Below are 20,200 nucleotides of genomic sequence, written 5' to 3' on the forward strand. Positions count from 1 at the left end.
GTTACGTGTGGGGAAGGTTAGTTGACTTGGTTTTCGTAGATCCGCAGAAGCTTCTGCTTGGCCAGCAGTTTTTCCCGCTTCATCTGGGCCAGGGTTACATCGTCAATGGGAAGCACCCCTAATCCCGCATCCATGCACTTCTTGTTCAGCTTTTTATGCTGTTGGTAGAGTTGCTTGAACTCGGGGTTGGCCTTGATCAACGCGTCGATTTCGCTCTGCGGCTGCCCTTCGAACATGACTACCTCCTTCATGCAGAAACAAGAACGCCCCGGCCTTGCGGCACGGGGCGTTGCTGGATGGAGGGCTGCGACCAGGCGCTGCAGATCAGGCAACCACTCACCGAACCCCGACCCGTGGATCGAGCACTTTCGGAAACTGGTTCGCGCCACTGCTGCACCGGCTCGGCCCTCCGCTGTCCGGGTGGCGGATTTGCCACCCGGACGATTGACCCTACGCCTGCAAAATGGTTCCGGCAAGCGTTGTCTTGCATTCACGGACGAATCCGGAATCGGTGCCGCAGTCAGCCACAAAAAATCAACAAAAAACTAACGCCATCAGTCATTTAGCCTTGTCACGGCGCAACAATGACTTCCGCCGAACGGGCCCGGGTGGAGGCCGCCTTCTTGCCGCTGACCTGGATACGGTTGGCCGCCACCCCTGCTGCGACCAACGCGTCCTTCAGGGCCTGGGCACGGCGCTGGCCCACCCCATTGGCGCTGTCGTAGGCCTCGATCGTCACCCGCCCCTTCTTGCCGATGTTCAGGTACTCGGCCAAGGCCTTGGCCTGGTTGCCGGCACCACCGGACAAGCTGGCCTGGCCTGCGGCAAAGGCGTCACCGGTGAAGGTGAAGACCTCGCCGCGGTTGTCGAAACGGGAACCCGGCAGCTTCTGCCCGGACACTAGCTCGGCTTCCTCCCGGGCCAACTTGGCTGCGTTCTGCTGGGCCGTGCTGAGCCGCGCCTGCTGGCGGCCGGCCACGCTGGTCAGTGCGGTTTCTGCGTCCTGCCGTGCGAGGGTTTCGGCCTCGGCGGCCAGGCGCAGGCGCTCGGCCTCTTCGGCCTGGATCTGGGTCTGCACGCGCAGCCGCTCGGCTTCCTGGCGGGCGCGATTGGCCTCGCGGCGGCTGGCTTCGATCAGCAGTTCACTGCGGGTACGTTCCAGTTCGTCGAGCTGGCGACGGGCCACGGCGGCACGGCTGGCCGCTTCGGCAATGGCCACCCGGCGCTCGGCCAGATAACGGGCGTTGTCCAGCTCCTTGCGCTTGGCCTTGGCCAGGCCGGCAATGGCCTGCTGGGCCTGCAGCTTCTCGTAAGCGGCCACTTCGGCGGTGTACATATCGGCCTGCAGTGCCACCAGGCGCTGGTTGAGCGCGGCCACGGCAGGGTCTTCGGCCGCAACGGCCAACAACGGCATGGCCAGCAGCCCAGCCACGATCAGATGACGGAAGCGCATCAACGGTTCTCCCCTGAAGCCAGCTGACGTTGCAGCTGCTCGACCTCTGCCTTGCGCTGGGCCAGCTGCGCCTGGGCCACGGCCTCTTCGCTCTGCGCGCGGGCCAGGTCGGCGTCAGCCACCGCACGCTGGGCCAGCACTGGCGCCTGCTTGCGCTCACGGCGGTCCTGGGCGGCGCGCTGGGCCTGCTCCAGCTGCTGCCGGGCCATGGCCATGGTGTCCGGCGCGTACTGATCGGCGTCGGCGCGGTCGGCGCGGTCCACCGCCAGCCGGGCCGCAGCCAGGTCGGCAGCCGCAGGATCCTGTGCCAAAGCGCTGCCACAAAGCATGGTTGCGCAGGCCGTCACATACAGGAGGCGTCTTAATTGTGCGAAGCTAGGTTTCATTGGGGAGCCGTTGCCGAGTGACTGTGCACGGCCATTGTCGTCAAGCCTTAGGCGTGCTTGCAACGGCACGCCGCCGTTTGTTGGGGAAACATTGCGCATGGATATCGGCTATTTCTTGAAGCTGATGACCGAAAAGAACGCTTCGGACATGTTTTTGACTACCGGAGCGCCGGTTTACATCAAGATTGAAGGCAAGTTGTACCCGCTGGGCAATACCGGCCTGCCGCCGGGCATGGTCAAGAAGATCGCCTATTCGCTGATGGACGAAGGCCAGGTGCCGCAGTTCGAGCGCGACCTGGAGCTGAACATGGCCATCGCCCTGGCCGATGCCGGGCGTTTCCGCGTCAACGTGTTCAAGCAGCGCGGCGAAGTGGGCATGGTCATCCGTGCGATCAAGAGCCGCATCCCCAGCATCGAGGAGCTCAACCTCCCGCAGGTGCTGAAGGACGTGATCATGACCCCGCGCGGGTTGGTGCTGGTGGTCGGCTCGACCGGCTCGGGCAAGTCGACCTCGCTGGCGTCGATGATCGACCACCGCAACACCACCTCGACCGGTCACATCCTCACCATCGAGGACCCGATCGAGTTCCTGCACAAGCACAAGCAGTCCATCGTCAACCAGCGCGAAGTCGGCCTGGACACCCATGCCTTCCACAACGCGCTGAAGAACGCGATGCGTGAGGCGCCGGACGTGATCCTGATCGGCGAGATCCTGGATGCCGAAACCATGGAAGCTGCCATCGCTTTCGCCGAAACCGGTCACCTGTGCCTGGCCACGCTGCACTCCAACAACGCCGACCAGACCATCGAGCGCATCCTCAACTTCTTCCCCGAGAGCGCGCACAAGAACGTGTTGATGAACCTCTCGTTGAACCTGCGCGCGGTGGTTTCACAGCGCCTGGTCAAGGGCAAGGACGGCCGCCGCCGCCCGGCCACCGAGGTGTTGCTCAACACGCCGATGATCCGCGACCTGCTGCGCCGTGGTGAAGTCCACGCGATCAAGCAGGCCATGGAAGAGTCGCTGGAAGAAGGCATGCAGAGCTTCGACCAGTGCCTGTTCCGCATGGCCAAGGACGGCATCATCGAACAGGAGGAGGCGCTGCGCGCCGCCGACTCGCGCGATGGCCTGGCCTTGAAGTTCCGCCTGTCCGAAGGCGGCAGCGGCGAGCATGATCCGTATGCGGATTTCGCGGTCGCGGCACCGGCGGCGATCACGCACGGGTTCTGAGGGGAGTTCGGGGATTCGGGGATTCGGGATTGGAGATTGGGGATTCGGGATGCGCTGACCTGACGGTCCACCTCGTGGCCAAGCCCGCGCCCCTATCGAATCCCCAATCCCGACCCTCCAGTCCCCGACCCTAGATGGCGTCGGGCTGGTTTTCCGGACGCGCTGCCTCGAACGCCGGCAAGGCCAGACAGGCCTCTTCGATCCGACGCAGCGTCGGGTACGGCGTCAGGTCCAGGTGGAAGCGACGCGCGTTGTACATCTGCGGCACCAGGCAGCAGTCGGCCAGACCGGGTTCCGCGCCATGGCAGAAGCGGCCGGTGTCGAATGAACCGACCAACATGCTTTCCAATGCGGCGAAGCCGGTGCGCATCCAATGCAACGTCCATTCGTCGCGCTCGGGCTGCGGCACATTCCATTCGTGATCGAAGAACTGCATGACCCGCAGGTTGTTCAGCGGATGGATGTCACAGGCAACCTGCTGGGCCAACGCACGCACCCGCGCACGGCCGCCCGCATCGGACGGAAGCAATGCCGGCTCCGGGTAGATTTCGTCCAGATACTCGAGGATAGCCATCGACTGCGTCAGCACCCGCTCACCATCACGCAGGGTGGGTACCAGTTGCTGCGGATTGAGTGCGGCGTAGTCGGCGGCATGCTGCTGGCCGCCATCGCGCACCAGGTGCACTGGCTCGATCGCGTACTCCAGGCCCTTGAGATTCAGACCAATACGCACGCGATAAGCGGCGCTGGACCGCCAATAGCTGTAGAGCTTCAAACCAGCTTCCATGTCAGGTATTCCCCCTTGCATACACCCGCACGATAACCGGTGGCGGTGAGGCCACCTTCACCACCGGTCTGCTGCCGCTGCCGTCGATCGGATCAGCCTTGGCTGGCCTGCTCGATGCGCTGTTCGATCGCTCCAAAAATGCTTACGCCGTCACGGTCCAGCATCTCGATGCGCACCACGTCACCAAAACTCATGAACGGCGTGGATGGCTTGCCATCGCGCAAGGCTTCAACCGTGCGCTGCTCGGCGAAGCAGGAGGCGCCCAGGGTGGTGTCTTCGTTGGCGATGGTGCCGGAACCGACAATGGCGCCGGCCGACAGCGGCCGGGTCTTGGCGGCATGAGCGACCAACTGGGCGAAGTTGAACTGCATGTCGACGCCGGCTTCCGGCGCACCGAACCACTTGCCGTTGATGTGGGTAACCAGCGGCAGATGCAGTTTGCTGTCCTGCCAGGCGTTGCCAAGTTCGTCCGGGGTCACGAACACCGGGCTCAGCGCCGAGCGCGGCTTGGACTGCAGGAAACCGAAGCCCTTGGCCAATTCGCCCGGGATCAGGTTGCGCAGGCTGACGTCGTTGACCAGGCCCACCAGCTGGATATGGCCGGCGGCCTGCGCCGGGGTTGCGGCCATCGGCACGTCGTCGGTGATGACCACGATTTCGGCTTCCAGGTCGATGCCATAGTCCTCGCTGACCACCTTTACCGCGTCGCGCGGACCGTAGAAACCGGCGCTGGTGGCCTGGTACATCAACGGATCGGTGTAAAAGCTCTCCGGCACTTCGGCGCCACGCGCCTTGCGTACACGTGCCACGTGCGGCAGGTAAGCGCTGCCATCGACGAATTCGTAGGCGCGCGGCAGCGGAGCGGCCAGCGCCTCCATCTCCAGCACAAACTCCCCTTCCACGCTGCCGGCATTGAGCTGCTCGGACAGGGCGGCCAGGCGCGGCGCCAGATTGGACCAGTCCTCCAGCGCCTGCTGCAGGGTGACGGCAATGCCGGCGGCCCGCACGGCGCGGGTCAGGTCACGCGAAACCACGATGAGGGTGCCGTCGCGGCCGCCTTCCTTCAGGGAACCAAGCTTCATGGGGCTGTCCAGTCTGCGAAGAAACAAGTTTCAATTGTAATGAATAAGTCCGCTACCACCAGCCACCACAAAAGAATGCTGAACAGGCGTTTTTGTGCGAACCGGGACAATCCCTTAGACTAGCGCGGTCTGCCAGCGGCCGTCCGTTTCCCTCAGGGACCGCCGGCGGTGCAGGATCAGCGGCCTCATGGCCCATCCGCCCGCCCGCCCCCACTCCGACGCCTATCGTCACGCATTCCAGCCAGCGCACCGCGTTGGTTGCATCCCAGATCTTGCAGCGCGGTTTACGGGAACGCTCCGAGATCAGCTGGTCTTCAATGATCAGCAACGCATGCCCCATTGGGCGCGCGTTATTCATGTTTCGGAGCACTCCATGTCGTTTGAAAACCTGGGCCTTGCGCCCTTCCTGCTGCGCGCGCTCGCCGAGCAGGGCTATGAAAACCCGACCCCGATCCAGCAGCAGGCCATTCCGCTTGCGCTGGACGGCCGCGACCTGCTGGCCGGCGCCCAGACCGGCACCGGCAAGACCGCTGCGTTCGGCCTGCCGCTGCTGCAGCACCTGGCCACCTCGCCGCAGACCGTGGGCAACGGCCCGCGTCGTCCGCGCGCCCTGGTCCTGGCCCCAACCCGCGAACTGGCTACCCAGGTGCATGACAGCCTGCGTGGTTACAGCAAGTACCTGCGCATTCCCAGCGCCTGCATCTACGGCGGCGTTGGCATGGGCAACCAGTTGGACATGCTGCGCCGTGGCGTCGACCTGCTGGTCGCCTGCCCGGGCCGCCTGATCGACCACCTGGAGCGTCGCAGCGTCGATCTGTCCGGCGTCGAGATCCTGGTGCTGGACGAAGCCGACCGCATGCTCGACATGGGCTTTCTGCCCTCGATCAAGCGCATCCTGGCCAAGCTGCCGCGCCAGAACCGCCAGACCCTGCTGTTCTCTGCAACGTTTGAAGAGAGCATCAAGCAGTTGGCGCTGGAGTTCATGCACAACCCGGAGCAGATCCAGGTTACGCCGAAGAACACCGTTGCCGAGACCATCACCCATCGCGTGCACCCGATCGATGGCGCGCGCAAGCGTGAGCTGCTGCTGCACCTGCTGGCCGAGGATTCCCGCGTGCAGACGCTGGTCTTCGGCCGCACCAAGCATGGCTGCGACAAGCTGGCCACGTTCCTGGAAAAGTCCGGCATCAAGACCGCGGCCATCCACGGCAACAAGAGCCAGGGCCAGCGCCTGCGTGCACTGGCCGACTTCAAGGCCGGCCGCGTGACCGTGCTGGTGGCCACCGATATCGCCGCCCGCGGCATCGATATCAACGAGCTGCCGAAGGTCATCAACTACGACCTGCCGATGGTGCCGGAAGATTACGTGCACCGCATTGGTCGTACCGGCCGTAATGGTTCGACCGGTGAAGCGGTTTCGCTGGTGGCCCAGGACGAGGCCAAGCTGCTGCGTCAGATCGTGCGTCTGCTCGACCGCGACATGGACATCCGCGACGTGCCGGGCTTCGAGCCGCACACCCCGATCCGTTGGGGCAACAGCGCACCGGGCAAGGCCGAGCAGCCGGGTGGCCAGCGCGCACCGCGCCGTGGCAACAATGCCGGTCATGCACCGCGCCGTCCGGGTGGCGATGCGCCGCGCGGTGGCCGTGGCGGCCAGCAGAAGCCGGGCGGTCAGCGCAATGGCGGCAACAATGGCCAGCAACGTCGTGATGCGCACCCGGGTGGTGGCCAGCGTCGTGGCGGCGGTGGTCGTGGCCAGAGCCGTACCAGCGCCTGATTCCTGCTGGTGTGAGCTGTAAAGGAAAGGCCGACGCATTGCGTCGGCCTTTCTGGTTTGTGGACGTTTGGATTTTTTGGATTATTGCGACAGCCAAATCAGGGGCAAAAGCGCCCCTCATCCGCCCCTGCGGGGCACCTTCTCCCGTGAACGGGAGAAGGAACGCTCGTCATTGCCACGTCGCGAACCGGGCACCACGCCTGGGTCTTTGGCTTTGGCTCTGAGCTTGTCCCTTCTCCTGCTTGCGGGAGAAGGTGCTCCGAAGGAGCGGATGAGGGCAGCCGTTGCTTTGCTCAGCCCCCTGAAAGAGTCACTGCAAATGACGCCGGCCTGCCCTCACCCCAACCCCAACAGGAAAGGGCGAAAGCCTTATTCTCCGCGCTGCTTCGGCGTATTCAGATGGTTTGCCTGCAACAAGGCATTGAGCAGCAAACGTTCCGTACCATGCCAATACTTGCGGTGCGCCGGGTCATCGGCGAACAACACCACGTTGCCGCTACCGGTTGGCACCACCTGCAGATAGCTCGACCCTGCAACACGCGCACGGTTGGCATCGGACAGGTAACCGTTCACCACTGGCGCGCGGTCAATATTCACCACATTGAGGAACGCATTCTTCGCCGGCTCGAATACCAGACCACCTTCCTTGTTGACCCAGATGCGGCGCTGCTGCACACCAAAACCCAGCGGATGGGTCGGATCGATATCCGCGCTGAGGATGTTGCCGCTGACACGGCCCAGTGCAAACACGTCACGCACCGTACCGAAATCCAACCGCTCCGCATCATCCTTCTTGTCGCCCTCGCGCAGCTTGGCCTCGGCCAGTCCCTTGTCGATGGCCCAGCGCGCGCCGCTGCCATACACCACCAGGGAACCGCCGGCACCAATCCAGCGTTTGAGCGCCGCCACCCCGGCATCGCTGACCGTGGCGTAGGTGCCACCGGACAGCAGGATCGAGGTGTAGCGCGACAGGTCGACACTGGCCAACTGCGCCGGATCGATCTTGCTTGAAGGCAAGCCCAACGCGGTATCCAAGGCAAACCAGGTTGAGCCGATTTCGGTCGCGGACACCCCCTCGCCCATCACCAGCGCGATGCTCGGCTTGCGCAATACACGCACGCTGTCGCTGCCCAGATCGATGCCGCTGGCAGCGCGGCCACTGGCCAGCGCATGCACCGTGATACCCGCCGCCTGCGCAGCGGCCAGCACCTTGGCCTGCAGTGCGTCACCATCCAGACGTTGGCCTGCCACCGGGATCACCACCGCACCTTGCCCGAACGCGACATCTCCAGCGGCAGTCGCCGCAGTAAACGGCTGGTGTGCGGTGCGTACGCGTACGTCGTCGCCCAGCAATGCACCCAGCAGGCGGTAACTGCCGAAATCGCGCGCATCGGCAACATAGGCGAAGCCTGCACGGCCGCCACTGATGCCCCCCTGCACCGCTGGCACCGCATCCACCCGCGCGCCACTCGGCAACGCGCCACGGCTGCCTGCATATCGCAGGCCATACGCCGGTGCCACCGCGTAGGAGGTGCCGCTGTAGAACACATCGCCCTTCACCGGCGGGGTGAACTCGAAGATGGAATGCGCCAAGCGGAACTGCGCCTGCCGCGCCGGCACCACGTAAGCGCTGCCAGCCGGGAAGTGCTTGCCATCCACGTCCACGTCGCGGCCCAAGGCATGCACTTCGATGCGATGCTGCAACAGCACTGCCAACAGCTTGTTGGTCAGCGTGGCATCTGCCGCATCGCCGAACACCCAGTCGTGCACCGGGTAGGCCGCGGCTTGCTTGAGTGCACTACGGAAGAACTCCTTCTGCAGGGCAAACAGGCGGTCCCGGTCCTCGACCGCACCGCGCACGCTGGCCAGGCCAGTAGCGACCTGGTTGCGGATGGTGAAGTTGAAATGCAGCGGGCCATTGACCGACTCCTGCACCAGACCCCGCGAGCTGGCCTGCTCGACGGTCACGCCCACCGCGCCATGGAAATCCGGGTAGGTGGAACCGTAGATCGGCGAGAAGTTGTCGAAGTTCTCGCCGGTGTAATACAGCGAACCCAGCGCATCCAGCGCCTGTGCGTGGAAACGTGCCAGCCACTTGTTGGCCTCATAGGAGGACTTTGGCAGCAACGGGCTTTCCATGCTCTTCGGCGAGGGCTCGAAGTAGTAGGTGCTGTCCTTGCCCATCTCGTGGAAGTCGATCTGGATGTTCGGGTACCAACGATGGAACGCGGCGACCTTGGGCCAGCTATCGGTCTGCGACAGCGCCAGCCAATCGCGGTTGAGATCGGTGAAGTAGTGGTTGACGCGGCCACTGGGGAACGGCTCGACGTGTTCCTTGTCCGCCGGATCGGCCGATGCCGGTTGGGAACCCCAGCTGTTATGCCAATTGGCCGCGCGATCACGGCCATCCGGGTTCTGCGCCGGGTCGATAACCACCACAGCATGCTCCAGCCAGCGCGTGGTTTCCGCATCCTGGTTGGCGGCCAGGTAATAGGCGGTCAGCATTGCCGCCTCAGCACTGGAAGTTTCGTTGCCGTGCACGCTGTAACCCAGCCAGACCACGGCCGGTGCGTCGTCTCCTGGCAACGGCTGCGTCGGGTCGATCATTGCCTGCCGCTGTGCGGCGATCTCCGCGCCGCGCGCGTGGTTGCGCGGCGAGGTGACGGTGACCAGCAGCAGCGGTCGGTGTTCATAGCTCTGGCCGATGACCTCGACCTTGACCTTGTCCGACACCCGCGCCAGCTCGTTGAAATAGGCCACCAGCTGATCGTGGCGGGTGTAGTGGCTGCCGATTTCGTAACCGAGGAACTGCTGCGGTGTCGGCACCTTCGCGTCGAACTGCTGCGCGGCGGGGAAGTAGTAGCTGTTCTGGGCGTAAGCCGGTGACAGGCTGATGAACGTTGCCAGCAGCAGTACCGGCAGCAGGCGTGAAAAGCGGAACGACATGGGTGTAGCACTCCCCTATTGCATGAACGTTGCAGCGAAATTTCGAAAATAAAGCGAAACCTGTAGTGCCGAGCCATGCTCGGCAAGGGCCTTACCGGTAAAGCCTCAGCCGAGCATGGCTCGGCTCTACAGAGCTGCTCCTCTCCCGGCGGGAGAGGGCTTCAAATCAGAAGCGGTAATCAAAGCCCAGCGTGTAATAGCGGCCACGCAGGTCGTACTGACTGAAGTCGTAAGGCGCACGCACACCCGGGAAGGTGGCGTCATACGGCGGCTGGCGATCACCAATGTTCTGCACCTTGGCGTACACCGTCAGCTTGTCGATACCGGTGTAGCCCAGATAGAGATCGAACTGGCTGTAGCTGGCCACCTGCTTCTGCACCGCCTTGGCGGCAACACTGCCTTGCTGGTCGTAGCTGCTGGTGTAGTACCAGGTCAGCGCAGTGCGCCAATCTCCCAGCGCCCAGTCCAGCGTGGTGGTGGCCTTGGTGTCGGGTAGCGAGGGGCCAAGGTTGGAGCCGGCGTAATCCACCAGCGGGCCACCAATCACCTGCGGACGCTTGTAATCGATCACGTAAGTCAGCGCGGTGGACAGGCCGAAATCACCGGCGGCGGCAGTGGACCATCGCTGGCGCAGTTCCACATCGACGCCCGAGGTCTCCAGCTCGCTCAGGTTCTGGTAGCGGTTGTAGACCGCCAGCAGCTTGCCGCGCGAATCACGCAGTACGTTGGCCGGATCATTCTCTTCCACCAGCGTGGTGGTATTGCCGGCACCGATCAGGTTGTCGGCCTTGATGCGGTAGTAGTCGATGCTCAGGTTGGTGTTCTGCCACGGCGACAACACGAAACCGGCATTGAAGCTGCGGGTGCGTTCCGGGTCCAGCTCGGTATTGCCGATGGTGAAATAGGTCGGGCTCTGCCGCGAGCCCGGCACGTCCGGATCATGCGGATCCACCACGGTGCCGTAGGCGATGCTGGTCGAGGCCGAGTTCTCCGACAGCGACGGCGCACGGAAGCCACGCGAGGCCGCAGCGCGTACCAACAGCCAATCCAGCGGCTGCCAACGCAGGCCCAGCTTGGGCGAGAACGCATTGCCAAAATCACTGTAATGGTCGGCGCGGGCAGCAGCCTGCAACTCCAACGTGCTGTGCAGTGGAACGCTCACTTCGGCGTAGGCAGCACTCACCTGCCGTTGGCCATGCACTTCGGCGATGGCCGGGCGCACCTGCAGGCCGGCATCGATCTGCCACGGGTTGTCGGAGTCCAACTTTTCCTGCCGCCATTCCAGGCCTGCAGCAAAGCCGACCGTGCCGGCCCAGGTTTCACCCAGGGTGCCCGACACCTTGGCATCCACACCCTTGAGCACCGAATCGGCAGGACGCAGCGTGCTCAGGCCGATAGCTGCCAGCACCGCAGGATCCGTCGCCGCCGGATCGAGCAGATTGTAGCTTCCCGAATCCAAGGCCTCGTACAGCGCCCAACGGTTGGCGAAGCCACCGGACACGGTTTCCCGCTGCTGGCTGGCGGCCTGGAACGCGCCTACTTCCCAGTCCCAGGTCTCCCCCTGCCCGCGCAGGCCAAGCACGCCACGATAGGAGCGCGAGCGGTTGGTCTTGATGGTGCCGCCCAGGTTGAAGAAGGTGTACTCGATCGGCACATCCACGCCGTACGGGTTGTACGGGTTGCCAGCTGGCAGCGTCGAACGCACCGGCTCGGCCAGCCCGGTATCGGCGTTGAGCGCGAAGCGTCCGCTTTCCAGGGTGAAGAACGGGCTTGAGCCGAACCAGGACACCCCCTTGATGTCGCTGTAGATCACATCGGCAAACGCTTCCACCGAATCGTTGATGCGCAGCGTGCCGTTGACGTAGGCCTGCCAGCGCTTGGTCGAGGGAATCAGCGTGGTGTACGGCGCCTGGTTGAAGGCGCAGGTGTCGCCTGCCAGGCCATCGATTGGCGCGCTGGCAGTGAGCACCGTGCCTTCCGGGCAGTTGCCGGCGGCATCGAGCATCGGTACCGACTTGCCGTTGATCAGGTAGCGCGCGCCCTTGGCCGACCAGCCGTTCCAGCGGCCACCGGCCTTGTCGGTATAGATGCCGGAACGGGTGAGCTCACGCTGGTCCTGGTCCAGGCGATCACGGTTATAGCCTTCCAGCGACACCAGGATGTTGTAGCCATCCTTGTCGAGGTCGCCGATGCCGCCAACAAATTTCAGGTTCTGCTGGTCCAGACCGCCGGCATCGGACGTACCGCCACTGACACCTACCTCGGCACCTTCAAAGCCCTGCCGGGTGATGATGTTGACCACGCCAGCGACCGCATCGGAGCCGTATACCGCCGAGGCGCCGTCCTTCAGCACTTCGATCCGCTCCACCGCCACCAAGGGCAGCGCGTTGAGGTCGACGAAGGTGTCCGACAGGCCACCGGCCGGGAAACCATAGTTGGCCAAACGACGGCCGTTGAGCAGTACCAGCGTGTTTTTCTGCGACAGCCCGCGCAGGCCGATACCAGCCGAGCCGGACGCCCAACCGCTGTTGCTGGTCTCGTTGCTGGCATTGCCGGTGTTGGCGGAGATCGAACGCAGCAGGTCGGCAACGCTGGCCTTGCCGGTCTTTTCCAACTGCTGGCGCTCGATCACCTGCACCGGATTGGCGGTCTCGGTGTCGGTGCGCTTGATGTTGGAGCCGGTGACACGCACCGCATCCAGGGTCTTGCCACCCTCTGCGGCGGTGTCGGCGAAGGCGAGGGAGGGAGCAGCGACCGCAGCGGCCACCGCGAAAGCGAGCAAGGAACGTGTAGGCATGAAGTCCGGGGAGAGGTGTTAGCGACCACGCCAGTACCTCATGCCAGGCAAATGTCCGGCCAATTACATTGCTGCATTCGCACATAACGAACGGTTACATCGCTCTATCGCGATGGATATGAAAATTTGACTTGCATCACGTGGACGCTCGCCCTGCTCGCCCCGCCCCTACAATTGACGCCATGGATATTTTCAAGGTTTTCACTCTCGAAGCCGCGCACCGGCTGCCCAACGTGCCGCCGGGCCATAAATGCGCCCGCTTGCATGGCCATTCCTTCCGCGTCGAACTGCGGGTCAGCGGCGAACCAGGCCCTGAAACCGGGTGGATCATGGATTTCAGCGACCTGAAGGCCGCCTTCCAACCGCTGTACGACCAGCTTGATCATCACTATCTCAACGACATCCCCGGCTTGGAGAACCCGACCAGCGAGCGTCTGGCGATCTGGATCTGGGACCGCTTGAAGCCGGCCCTGCCGTTGCTCAGCGAAGTGGTTGTGCACGAAACCTGCACCTCCGGCTGCAGCTACAAAGGCGACAAGGCAGCCTGACCGCGCGCGACCAGCCCCTGTAGTGCCGAGCCATGCTCGGCAGGGGCTCTCCCGGTACACCCGAAACGCCTGAAAACCAACACCCGACTCCGCCGCCGTCGACATTCTCGACGGCCGGCCCGGGCGCGGACAGCCCGGGTGCGCTTCGCTTACCCAGGCTACGGCGTCTGTCCCTGTAGTGCCGAGCCATGCTCGGCAGGGGCTCTCCCGGTAAACCCCAAGCGCCTGAAAACCAACATCCGACTCCGACGCCGTCGACATTCTCGACGGCCGGCCCGGGCGCGGACAGCCCGGGTGCGCTGCGCTTACCCAGGCTACGGCGTCTGTCCCTGTAGTGCCGAGCCATGCTCGGCAGGGGCTCTCCCGGTAAACCCCAAGCGCCTGAAAACCAACATCCGACGCCGTCGACATTCTCCACGGCCGGCCCGGGCGCGGACAGCCCCGGGTACGCTGCGCTTACCCGGGCTACGGCGTTGCCCCCCCAGCTACGGGTAGCTGCCCGGCGAGCAGCTCCAGATGAACCGCTCATCTGAAAATGTTGCACTGCCGCAAATACGCGCTATGCTGCATCGCAACAGAACCAGCCGGGTTTCGCCGATGTCCGCTCAGTTCAACGATTTCAGCAGTTACACACAGCAGTTCGCCGCTGTCGCCAACCGTGCAAACCGGCTGGCCCTTGAGAACGCTGAAAGCGTGTTCGGCGTACAGCTGCGCACCTTCGAACGCACGACAACCGCCGCCGCCGGCTTCTTTGGCGAATTGGCGCAGGTCGGTGCCCAGGACGAGTTGCAGGCCCTGCTTCCCAAGGGGCTGCAGGTAGCGCGCGACAACCTTGAACGCTTGGCCAGCGCCAACCAGGAAGTGGTCGGGCTCAGCCTGAAAGCGGGTGAAGCCCTCGGCGAGCTGGTACGCCAGCCGTTTGCCAATGCCGCCAGCAAGGCCGGTCGCAAGACCCGCTGAAGCAGGCATCAGAACTGCGCGGTCCCTCCCCCGCGCACCCCGGACCCGACAGCACCCCCTCCCGCTGTCGGGTCTTTTTTTGCCTGCGTTCCAGCATTCCATCCACGGAGGCTGCGCTCCGCCGTACCCGCTGGCAAAATCCGGGGGTCAAACGCAGCTAGACTCTTACGATGTTCAGTACCTCCACGCTCACCGGCAGCAAGCCGGAACAGTACGCTCAGCTCCTGGCGCAGGCGCGCGCCCTGGTGCATGGCGAGGCCGACCGCATCGCCAATGCCGCCAACCTGTCGGCGCTGATCTACCACGCGCTGCCGCAGCTCAACTGGGCAGGGTTTTACTTCTTCGACGGTAAGGAACTGGTTGTAGGGCCCTTCCAGGGGTTGCCGGCCTGCGTGCGCATTCCGCTGACCAAGGGCGTGTGTGGTGCCGCGGCCAGCACCCGCCAGACCCAACGTATCGAGGATGTGGATGCCTTCCCCGGCCATATCGCCTGCGACTCGGCCTCACGCTCGGAACTGGTGGTACCGCTGGTCCGCAACGGCGAGCTGGTCGGTGTGCTTGATATCGACAGCCCGGTACTGGCGCGCTTCGATGCGGATGATCAGTTGGGCCTGGAAGCCATCGCCCAGGTCTTTGTCGAGGCGCTGCAGTGAGCACCACCAAGTTGCGCAATATCGGCCCCAAGAGCGCAGCATGGCTGCGCCAGGTGGGGCTGCGCAGCGAACAGGATCTCACCGCCATTGGTGCCGTTGGCGCCTTCATGAAGGTCCGCCGCGCCGGCTTCAAACCCAGCCTCAACCTGCTCTACTCGCTGGAAGGTGCCCTGCTCGGCTGCCATTGGCAGGACGTGCCCGAAGCACGCCGCCAACAGCTGGTGGCCGAATACGAAACCGCTGTAGGCGCCCTGCCCACCGCACGTGCAGGACAACAGGCCGGGCCCGTGCATGAAACACATATGCAGGCCGATACCGATGAAGAAGAAACCAACGAAATCCGTTTCGAAGAATGACGGCGGAACGATGTAAACCGCGAAGCTCACCGTCGATCAGATCGCGTTGAGCTAGCACAACGATCACCGCTGGATAGCCAGCACCCGCGTCCCCGCAGGCAACAAGCGCTTCGCGGCTTATGCCGCTCCCATCGCAAGTGGGCCCAGCACGACCAAGGCCAGCAACAACAAGGTTTCGGTCACCTCGACGCTGGCGCCCAGGCAATCACCGGAAATGCCACCGAGCTTGCGCTTCCACCACAGCGCCACCAACGGCACCAGCGGCAAGGCCAGCAACAACGGCCACGCCAACCACACGCTCAGCGCCACCAGCGGCGGCAGCCACAACCACATCGCGCGGGCGCTCAACTGCCAGGTGAAGCGCTCGCCCATGCCGTTACCGTGCAGGGACGGAATGCGTTGGCTCCACCACAACGTGCCCCAACGCGCCCAGGCCGGTACCAGCACGATGCCCAACCAACAAGGGCTGGCTGCCAGTTCGCTCAACAGCACGAACTTCAGCAGCAACTGCATGATCAGGGTGACCACGCCGAATACGCCCATGCGCGGATCCTTGAGTACCTCAAGGAAGCGCTGCGGATCGCGGTGGGCCGCACCGAACGCATCGGCCACATCACCCAGCCCATCCAGATGCAGCGCACCGGTCACCCATACCCACACCAGCAGTGACAGCACGCCGGCAAGCCACGGTCGGTCCCCCAGCACATACAGCGGCGCCGCAAGCAGGCCGCCGATCAGCGCACCGACCAGCGGGTAATACACGGCCGAACGGCTGAGGTCTTCCTGGCGGAAATCGCTGACCTGCGGCGTGGGTAGCCGGGTCAGGAACTGCACCGCCAGGATAAACCGACGCAGGCTCATGGTTGCCGCAACTCCAGCAGTTCGCCCCACAACTGCCCATCCTCGCCACGCTCCACGCGCAGGCGTACACGGGTGCCGTAATCGACGCGCATCGCCCACAGCGATGCCAATGCGATGCCGCAGACGCGCGCCACCGCCAGCCTCAGCACACCGGCGTGGCTGACCACCAGCACCGGCTGACCATCCCCATCGTCTTCATCCACCAGCCGGTGCAGTTGCTCTTCCACACGCGCCTGGAACTGCTGCCAGGATTCGCCATTGGGTGGCACCACGTCATGCGGCTCGCTGTAGAAACCGGCCAACTGCTCGGCAGGAAGCTCATCGAAATGCAGGCCGTCCCAATCACCGAAATCCAGTTCGGCCCAATCCGGATGGATCTCGCAGAACTGGTTGCTGCCGGCCACCAGCGCATGCGCGGTATCCAGCGCACGCCGGCGCGGCGAACTGATCACCCTGCTCCAGCCAATGCCGGCATGGCAACGGTAGAGCGCATCCATTGCGCCATCGATCAACGGCGGGTCAGTGCGGCCATCAAGGTGGCCCGCACGCCCGGTCGAGGCGTGCCGCATCAGGTCCAGAATCATGCCGTGCCATCGCGATCGGCTACCGCCGCTTCGGCGAAGGTCGCCATGCTGTTGTGCAGGGCACAGGCCATGCGCACCAGCGGCAAGGCCAAGGCCGCGCCCGACCCTTCGCCCAGACGCAGGTCCAGCGCCAGCAACGGCTGCGCCTGCAGCGTCTGCAACAGGCGGATGTGGCCGCGCTCGGCCGATTGATGCGAGAACAGCAGCCACGGCCGCACGCCTGGATTGATATGCACCGCCGCCAGTGCCGCGGCAGACACGATGAAGCCATCCACCAGCACCGGGATGCCACGCTGGGCGGCGGCAATCATGGCCGCGCTCATCGCCGCGATTTCCAGCCCACCGACACGCTGCAGTGCTTCGGCGCCGGGTAGCGCGGCCGTGCGGATCGCCTCGCCGTGCAGGCCCAGCGCGCGTGCAATCAGATTCTTCTTCTGCACCATGCGCAGCGCATCCAGGCCGGTTCCGGCGCCGACCAATTCGTCCAGCGGCAGCTCCGCCAGTGCGGCGGCCAAGGCACTGGCAGCGGTGGTGTTGCCGATACCCATCTCGCCGAACACCAGCAGGTCGGCACCGTCGACGCAGGCGGTGTCTACCGCACGCCGACCGGCGTCGAATGCGGCTTGCAGGTCGGCAGCGGACATTGCCGTACCGGTGCTGAAATCATCCGTGCCATGGCGCGTCTTGGCACTGACCACGCCGGCGATGGCGGTAGTGGCGCGGCTGCCCACGTCCCATACATGCAGCGGCAAGCCCAGCTCACGTGCCAGCACCGCGATGGCAGCACCACCACCGGCGAAGTTGTGCAGCATCTGCACCGTCACCTCTGCCGGATAGGCCGAAACCCCCTGCGCGGTGACGCCATGATCACCGGCGAAGACCACCACCGGCACCCGTTGCGCCCGTGGCTGGTCCGCGCCCTGCAGCGCGGCCAACTCAACGGCCAGCGCCTCCAATCGGCCCAAGGCGCCTTCCGGCTTGGTCAGCTGCCGCTGGCGCGCGAGGGCGCGCTGCCGGTATTCCTGCGATGGCTGCCCGCAGGCCTGCCCGTACCATGCTTCTGTCACGATTGTTCCGATACTGCGTTTGCAGCCCGCATTCTAGCCATTCGCCGAGCATTCCCGCCGATTGCCACGTGTTATCTGGCAAGACGGCACCCGCAAAGGTAGCCCGGGTAAGCGCAAGTGCACCCGGGGAATAATCGGGGTGCAGCGTTGCTGCGAGCCGCCCTGCCCTGCACTTCCCGGGTGCGCCGGCGCTTACCCGGGCTACTTTTGGCTGATGGCGGCCAACGCCATTCCAGCAACGGTGATGGCAGCCGCCTCACGGTTTGCTTGCTGTCTGGACCACAGGCGCACAAGAACAGTAGCTCGGGTAAGCGCAAGCGCACCCGGGGAATGATCGGCGTGCAGCGTTGCTGCGAGCCGCCGCACCCTGCCCTGCCCGGGTGCGCTGACGCTTACCCGGGCTGCGTGGGCTGATGGGAGTCTGGTGCCACGGCGGCATGAATGCCCCATTCCGGCACCGCGGGTGGCAATGGCATAGAATGCGCGCACTTTCGGGTGACCGACCGGCATTGCCGGCCGGTTGAAACGGGAAGCCGGTGCCGCGTACCGCTGGAAATCCAGTGGCCGCCAGTCCGGCACTGCCCCCGCAACGGTAAGCAGGACAAGGCCAGACATACCGCCACTGTGCACGGCACGGGAAGGCGTCTGGACGGAAGCGGCCCACGCCGCATCGCCTGCAAGTCCGGAGACCGGCCCGAAAGCCGACTGGTTGCGATGCGGAGGGCATGGCGGCGGCTGTAGCGCCGTATGCGCCGCCTCCGTCTCCCCCTCCTCTGGCAGCCTTCCCCATCCGCCTGCGCGGGAGCGTGCAGGCCCAGGAGCTTCCATGAAACTGTCTTACCACACCCTTTCGCTCGCCCTTGCCCTGGCCTTGCCGGGCGTTGCCACTGCACAGAACGCACCCACCGAGCTGGACGACATCACCGTCACCGCCACCCGTACCCCGATCTCGATCGAGAACAGCGTGGTGCCGGTGCAGGTGATCGACCGCGCGCAGATCGATCGCAGCCAGGCCACCTCGTTGCAGGACCTGCTGCGCGGTCGTGCGGGCGTGGATTTCACCAACCAGGGCGGCCTGGGCAAGATCACCTCGCTGTTCCTGCGCGGCAGCAACTCCAACCAGGTGCTGGTGCTGGTGGATGGCGTGCGCATCGGCTCGGCCACCAACGGCATGGCCACCCTGCAGGACCTGCCGGTCGACCAGATCGAGCGCGTCGAAATCGTGCGCGGCCCGCGCTCCAGCCTGTACGGCTCCGAAGCCATCGGCGGCGTGATCCAGATCTTCACCCGTAACGCCGGCCCTGGCCTGCAGCAGAACCTGGCTATCACCGCCGGCAGCAACAACCTGCGTCAGGTCAGCGCCGGCTTCAGCAACCGCGGCGAACGCGGTTGGGTGTCTGCCCAGGGCGGCTACCAGGACACCGACGGCATCAACGCCTGCCGTGGCTTCTACGACGAAGCGACCTGGGCAGGCGCCGGCTGCTTCACCAACGAGCCGGACCGTGACGGATACCGCAACACTTCGATCAATGTGCGCGGTGGCTATGCATTGAGCGAAACCTTGAACGTCGAAGGCCATGTACTGAACTCGGCCGCCCGCAACGAATACGACGGCAGCATCTTTGGCGGCAATGAAGCCGATAACCGGCAGCAGGTCTATGGCGGCAAGCTCGCCTGGACGCCCTCGGACAGCTTCCGTTTGAATGCCCAGGTCGGTCGCAATGTCGACCAGGCCGATGCCTACTTCGCCGTCAACGGCGTGCGCAGCTTTGCCAGCACCTTCGATACCCGCCGCGACACCGCCAACGTACAAGGCGACATTGTCCTGGCCGAAGGCCAGCAGGTAAGCGTGGGCGCGGACTGGCAGAACGAGCAGATCACCAGCTCCACCGCCTTTGACGTGCGCGAGCGTGACAACACCGGCGTGTTCGCCGAGTACCAGGGCCAGTTCGGCGCGCACACGCTGCAGGCCAGCGTGCGCAATGATGACAACGAACAGTTCGGCAACCACACCACCGGTAGCCTGGGCTATGGCTTTGCCTTCGGCAACGGCCTGCGCCTGACCGCCAGCGCCGGCACCGGCTTCAAGGCACCGACCTTCAATGACCTGTACTACCCGGGCTTCAGCAACCCGCTATTGCAGCCGGAAGAATCCAAGAGCCTGAACCTCGGCATTGCCCAGTACACCGACAACTGGAACTGGACCTTCAATGCCTATGAAACCCGCATCGACCAGCTGATTGGTTATGACAGCAGCTTTGCCCTGGTCAATGTCGCCGAGGCGCGCATTCGTGGCGCCGAGCTGACCGGCTTTGTTTCGCTGGCCGGCTTCGACATCAACGCACAGGCCAGCTTCACCGACCCGCGTGACCATACTTCCGGCGCCGCCACCTACGACAACCTGCTGGCCCGCCGCGCGCGCACCAGCGGCCGCATCGACGTGGACAAGCGCTTCGGCCCGCTGCGTCTTGGCGTCACCGCTGCAGGCAGCGGCCACCGCTTCGACAACGCCGCCAACACCGTTCGCCTGGCCGGCTACGGCACCATGGACGTGCGCGTGGAATACGCCATCAACGATGCCTGGAGCCTGCAGGCCAAGGCCGCCAACGTGTTTGATCGCGCGTACGAAACCGTTGCCTGGTACAACCAGCCCGGCCGCGAGTACCAGCTGACCCTGCGTTACAACAGCAAGGTCAACTAAGGCAGTACGGCTGC

Annotated in this window: 17 protein-coding genes and 1 riboswitch; of the genes, 7 read left to right on the forward strand and 10 right to left on the reverse strand. The window is 64.5% G+C overall.

Translation table 11 applies throughout. The features are described 5' to 3' along the window. Positions 1-17 precede the first annotated feature (17 nt). The 3 genes from RT460_RS08810 to RT460_RS08820 form a co-directional block, all read right to left on the reverse strand. Complete coding sequence (locus RT460_RS08810; protein WP_313318468.1) at positions 18-236, reverse strand: YdcH family protein; 219 nt, start codon at positions 234-236, stop codon at positions 18-20. A 335-nt stretch (positions 237-571) separates the two neighbouring features. Then, entirely contained in the window at positions 572-1,453 is an 882-nt protein-coding gene (locus tag RT460_RS08815) for a hypothetical protein (RefSeq protein ID WP_313318469.1), read from the reverse strand. After that, positions 1,453-1,839, reverse strand: a complete 387-nt coding sequence (locus RT460_RS08820; protein ID WP_313318470.1) for a DUF4398 domain-containing protein — start codon at positions 1,837-1,839, stop codon at positions 1,453-1,455. The genes RT460_RS08815 and RT460_RS08820 overlap by 1 nt, the downstream gene beginning before the upstream one ends. Positions 1,840-1,936: 97 nt before the next feature. Between RT460_RS08820 and RT460_RS08825 the strand changes: the two genes are divergently transcribed. Continuing rightward, complete coding sequence (locus RT460_RS08825; protein ID WP_057627284.1) at positions 1,937-3,067, forward strand: PilT/PilU family type 4a pilus ATPase; 1,131 nt, start codon at positions 1,937-1,939, stop codon at positions 3,065-3,067. A gap of 130 nt (positions 3,068-3,197) precedes the next feature. Here the strand turns inward: RT460_RS08825 and maiA are convergent, their stop codons facing one another. Next, positions 3,198-3,854: a maleylacetoacetate isomerase gene (gene maiA, locus RT460_RS08830; protein ID WP_313318471.1), complete on the reverse strand. Its 657-nt coding sequence runs from the start codon at positions 3,852-3,854 to the stop codon at positions 3,198-3,200. 92 nt (positions 3,855-3,946) lie between these two features. Beyond that, positions 3,947-4,936 carry a fumarylacetoacetate hydrolase family protein gene (locus RT460_RS08835; protein ID WP_313318472.1) on the reverse strand — a complete coding sequence of 330 codons (990 nt, stop codon included), beginning with the start codon at positions 4,934-4,936 and terminating at the stop codon, positions 3,947-3,949. Between the two features lie 373 nt (positions 4,937-5,309). Here RT460_RS08835 and RT460_RS08840 point away from each other — a divergent pair, with 373 nt between their 5' ends. After that, positions 5,310-6,713, forward strand: coding sequence for a DEAD/DEAH box helicase (locus RT460_RS08840; RefSeq protein ID WP_313318473.1), 1,404 nt, complete (start codon positions 5,310-5,312; stop codon positions 6,711-6,713). Between the two features lie 369 nt (positions 6,714-7,082). On the opposite strand, the gene RT460_RS08845 is transcribed toward RT460_RS08840, so the two are convergent. Both RT460_RS08845 and RT460_RS08850 read right to left on the reverse strand, forming a co-directional pair. Continuing rightward, on the reverse strand, positions 7,083-9,659 hold the full coding sequence (locus tag RT460_RS08845; protein ID WP_313318474.1) for a M14 family zinc carboxypeptidase: 2,577 nt from the start codon (positions 9,657-9,659) through the stop codon (positions 7,083-7,085). Between the two features lie 166 nt (positions 9,660-9,825). Beyond that, a complete protein-coding gene (locus tag RT460_RS08850) occupies positions 9,826-12,456 on the reverse strand; it encodes a TonB-dependent receptor (protein ID WP_313318475.1) in 2,631 nt (876 codons plus the stop codon). A 182-nt stretch (positions 12,457-12,638) separates the two neighbouring features. Between RT460_RS08850 and queD the strand changes: the two genes are divergently transcribed. The 4 genes from queD to RT460_RS08870 all read left to right on the forward strand — a co-directional run bounded on the left by queD (position 12,639) and on the right by RT460_RS08870 (position 14,973). Then, positions 12,639-13,004, forward strand: a complete 366-nt coding sequence (queD, locus tag RT460_RS08855) for a 6-carboxytetrahydropterin synthase QueD (protein ID WP_313318477.1) — start codon at positions 12,639-12,641, stop codon at positions 13,002-13,004. 597 nt (positions 13,005-13,601) lie between these two features. Then, positions 13,602-13,964: a phasin family protein gene (locus tag RT460_RS08860; protein WP_313318478.1), complete on the forward strand. Its 363-nt coding sequence runs from the start codon at positions 13,602-13,604 to the stop codon at positions 13,962-13,964. Positions 13,965-14,134: 170 nt separating this feature from the next. Beyond that, positions 14,135-14,617 carry a GAF domain-containing protein gene (locus tag RT460_RS08865; protein WP_313318479.1) on the forward strand — a complete coding sequence of 161 codons (483 nt, stop codon included), beginning with the start codon at positions 14,135-14,137 and terminating at the stop codon, positions 14,615-14,617. Continuing rightward, the gene (locus RT460_RS08870) at positions 14,614-14,973 is read left to right on the forward strand and encodes a TfoX/Sxy family protein (protein WP_313318481.1); all 360 of its coding nucleotides are present in this window, start codon (positions 14,614-14,616) and stop codon (positions 14,971-14,973) included. Before RT460_RS08865 ends, RT460_RS08870 begins: the two co-directional genes overlap by 4 nt. 117 nt (positions 14,974-15,090) lie before the next feature. Here the strand turns inward: RT460_RS08870 and cobS are convergent, their stop codons facing one another. Genes cobS through cobT form a run of 3 tightly spaced genes read right to left on the reverse strand, consistent with a single transcriptional unit; the run spans position 15,091 to position 17,485 of the window. Then, positions 15,091-15,834 (reverse strand): adenosylcobinamide-GDP ribazoletransferase, encoded by a 744-nt coding sequence (cobS, locus tag RT460_RS08875; protein WP_313318482.1) that lies wholly within the window; start codon positions 15,832-15,834, stop codon positions 15,091-15,093. After that, positions 15,831-16,418 carry a histidine phosphatase family protein gene (locus RT460_RS08880; protein ID WP_313318483.1) on the reverse strand — a complete coding sequence of 196 codons (588 nt, stop codon included), beginning with the start codon at positions 16,416-16,418 and terminating at the stop codon, positions 15,831-15,833. Before RT460_RS08880 ends, cobS begins: the two co-directional genes overlap by 4 nt. Then, a complete protein-coding gene (gene cobT, locus RT460_RS08885) occupies positions 16,415-17,485 on the reverse strand; it encodes a nicotinate-nucleotide--dimethylbenzimidazole phosphoribosyltransferase (protein WP_313318485.1) in 1,071 nt (356 codons plus the stop codon). The genes RT460_RS08880 and cobT overlap by 4 nt, the downstream gene beginning before the upstream one ends. A gap of 476 nt (positions 17,486-17,961) precedes the next feature. Then, positions 17,962-18,198, forward strand: a riboswitch (cobalamin riboswitch). 113 nt (positions 18,199-18,311) lie between these two features. On the opposite strand from cobT, the gene btuB reads away from it, so the two are divergent. Next, positions 18,312-20,186, forward strand: coding sequence for a TonB-dependent vitamin B12 receptor (gene btuB, locus RT460_RS08890; RefSeq protein WP_313318486.1), 1,875 nt, complete (start codon positions 18,312-18,314; stop codon positions 20,184-20,186). The last annotated feature ends 14 nt before the right edge of the window (positions 20,187-20,200 follow it).

The sequence above is a fragment of the Stenotrophomonas sp. genome (genome assembly GCF_032061965.1).
In the GTDB taxonomy this organism is placed as follows: Bacteria; Pseudomonadota; Gammaproteobacteria; order Xanthomonadales; family Xanthomonadaceae; genus Stenotrophomonas.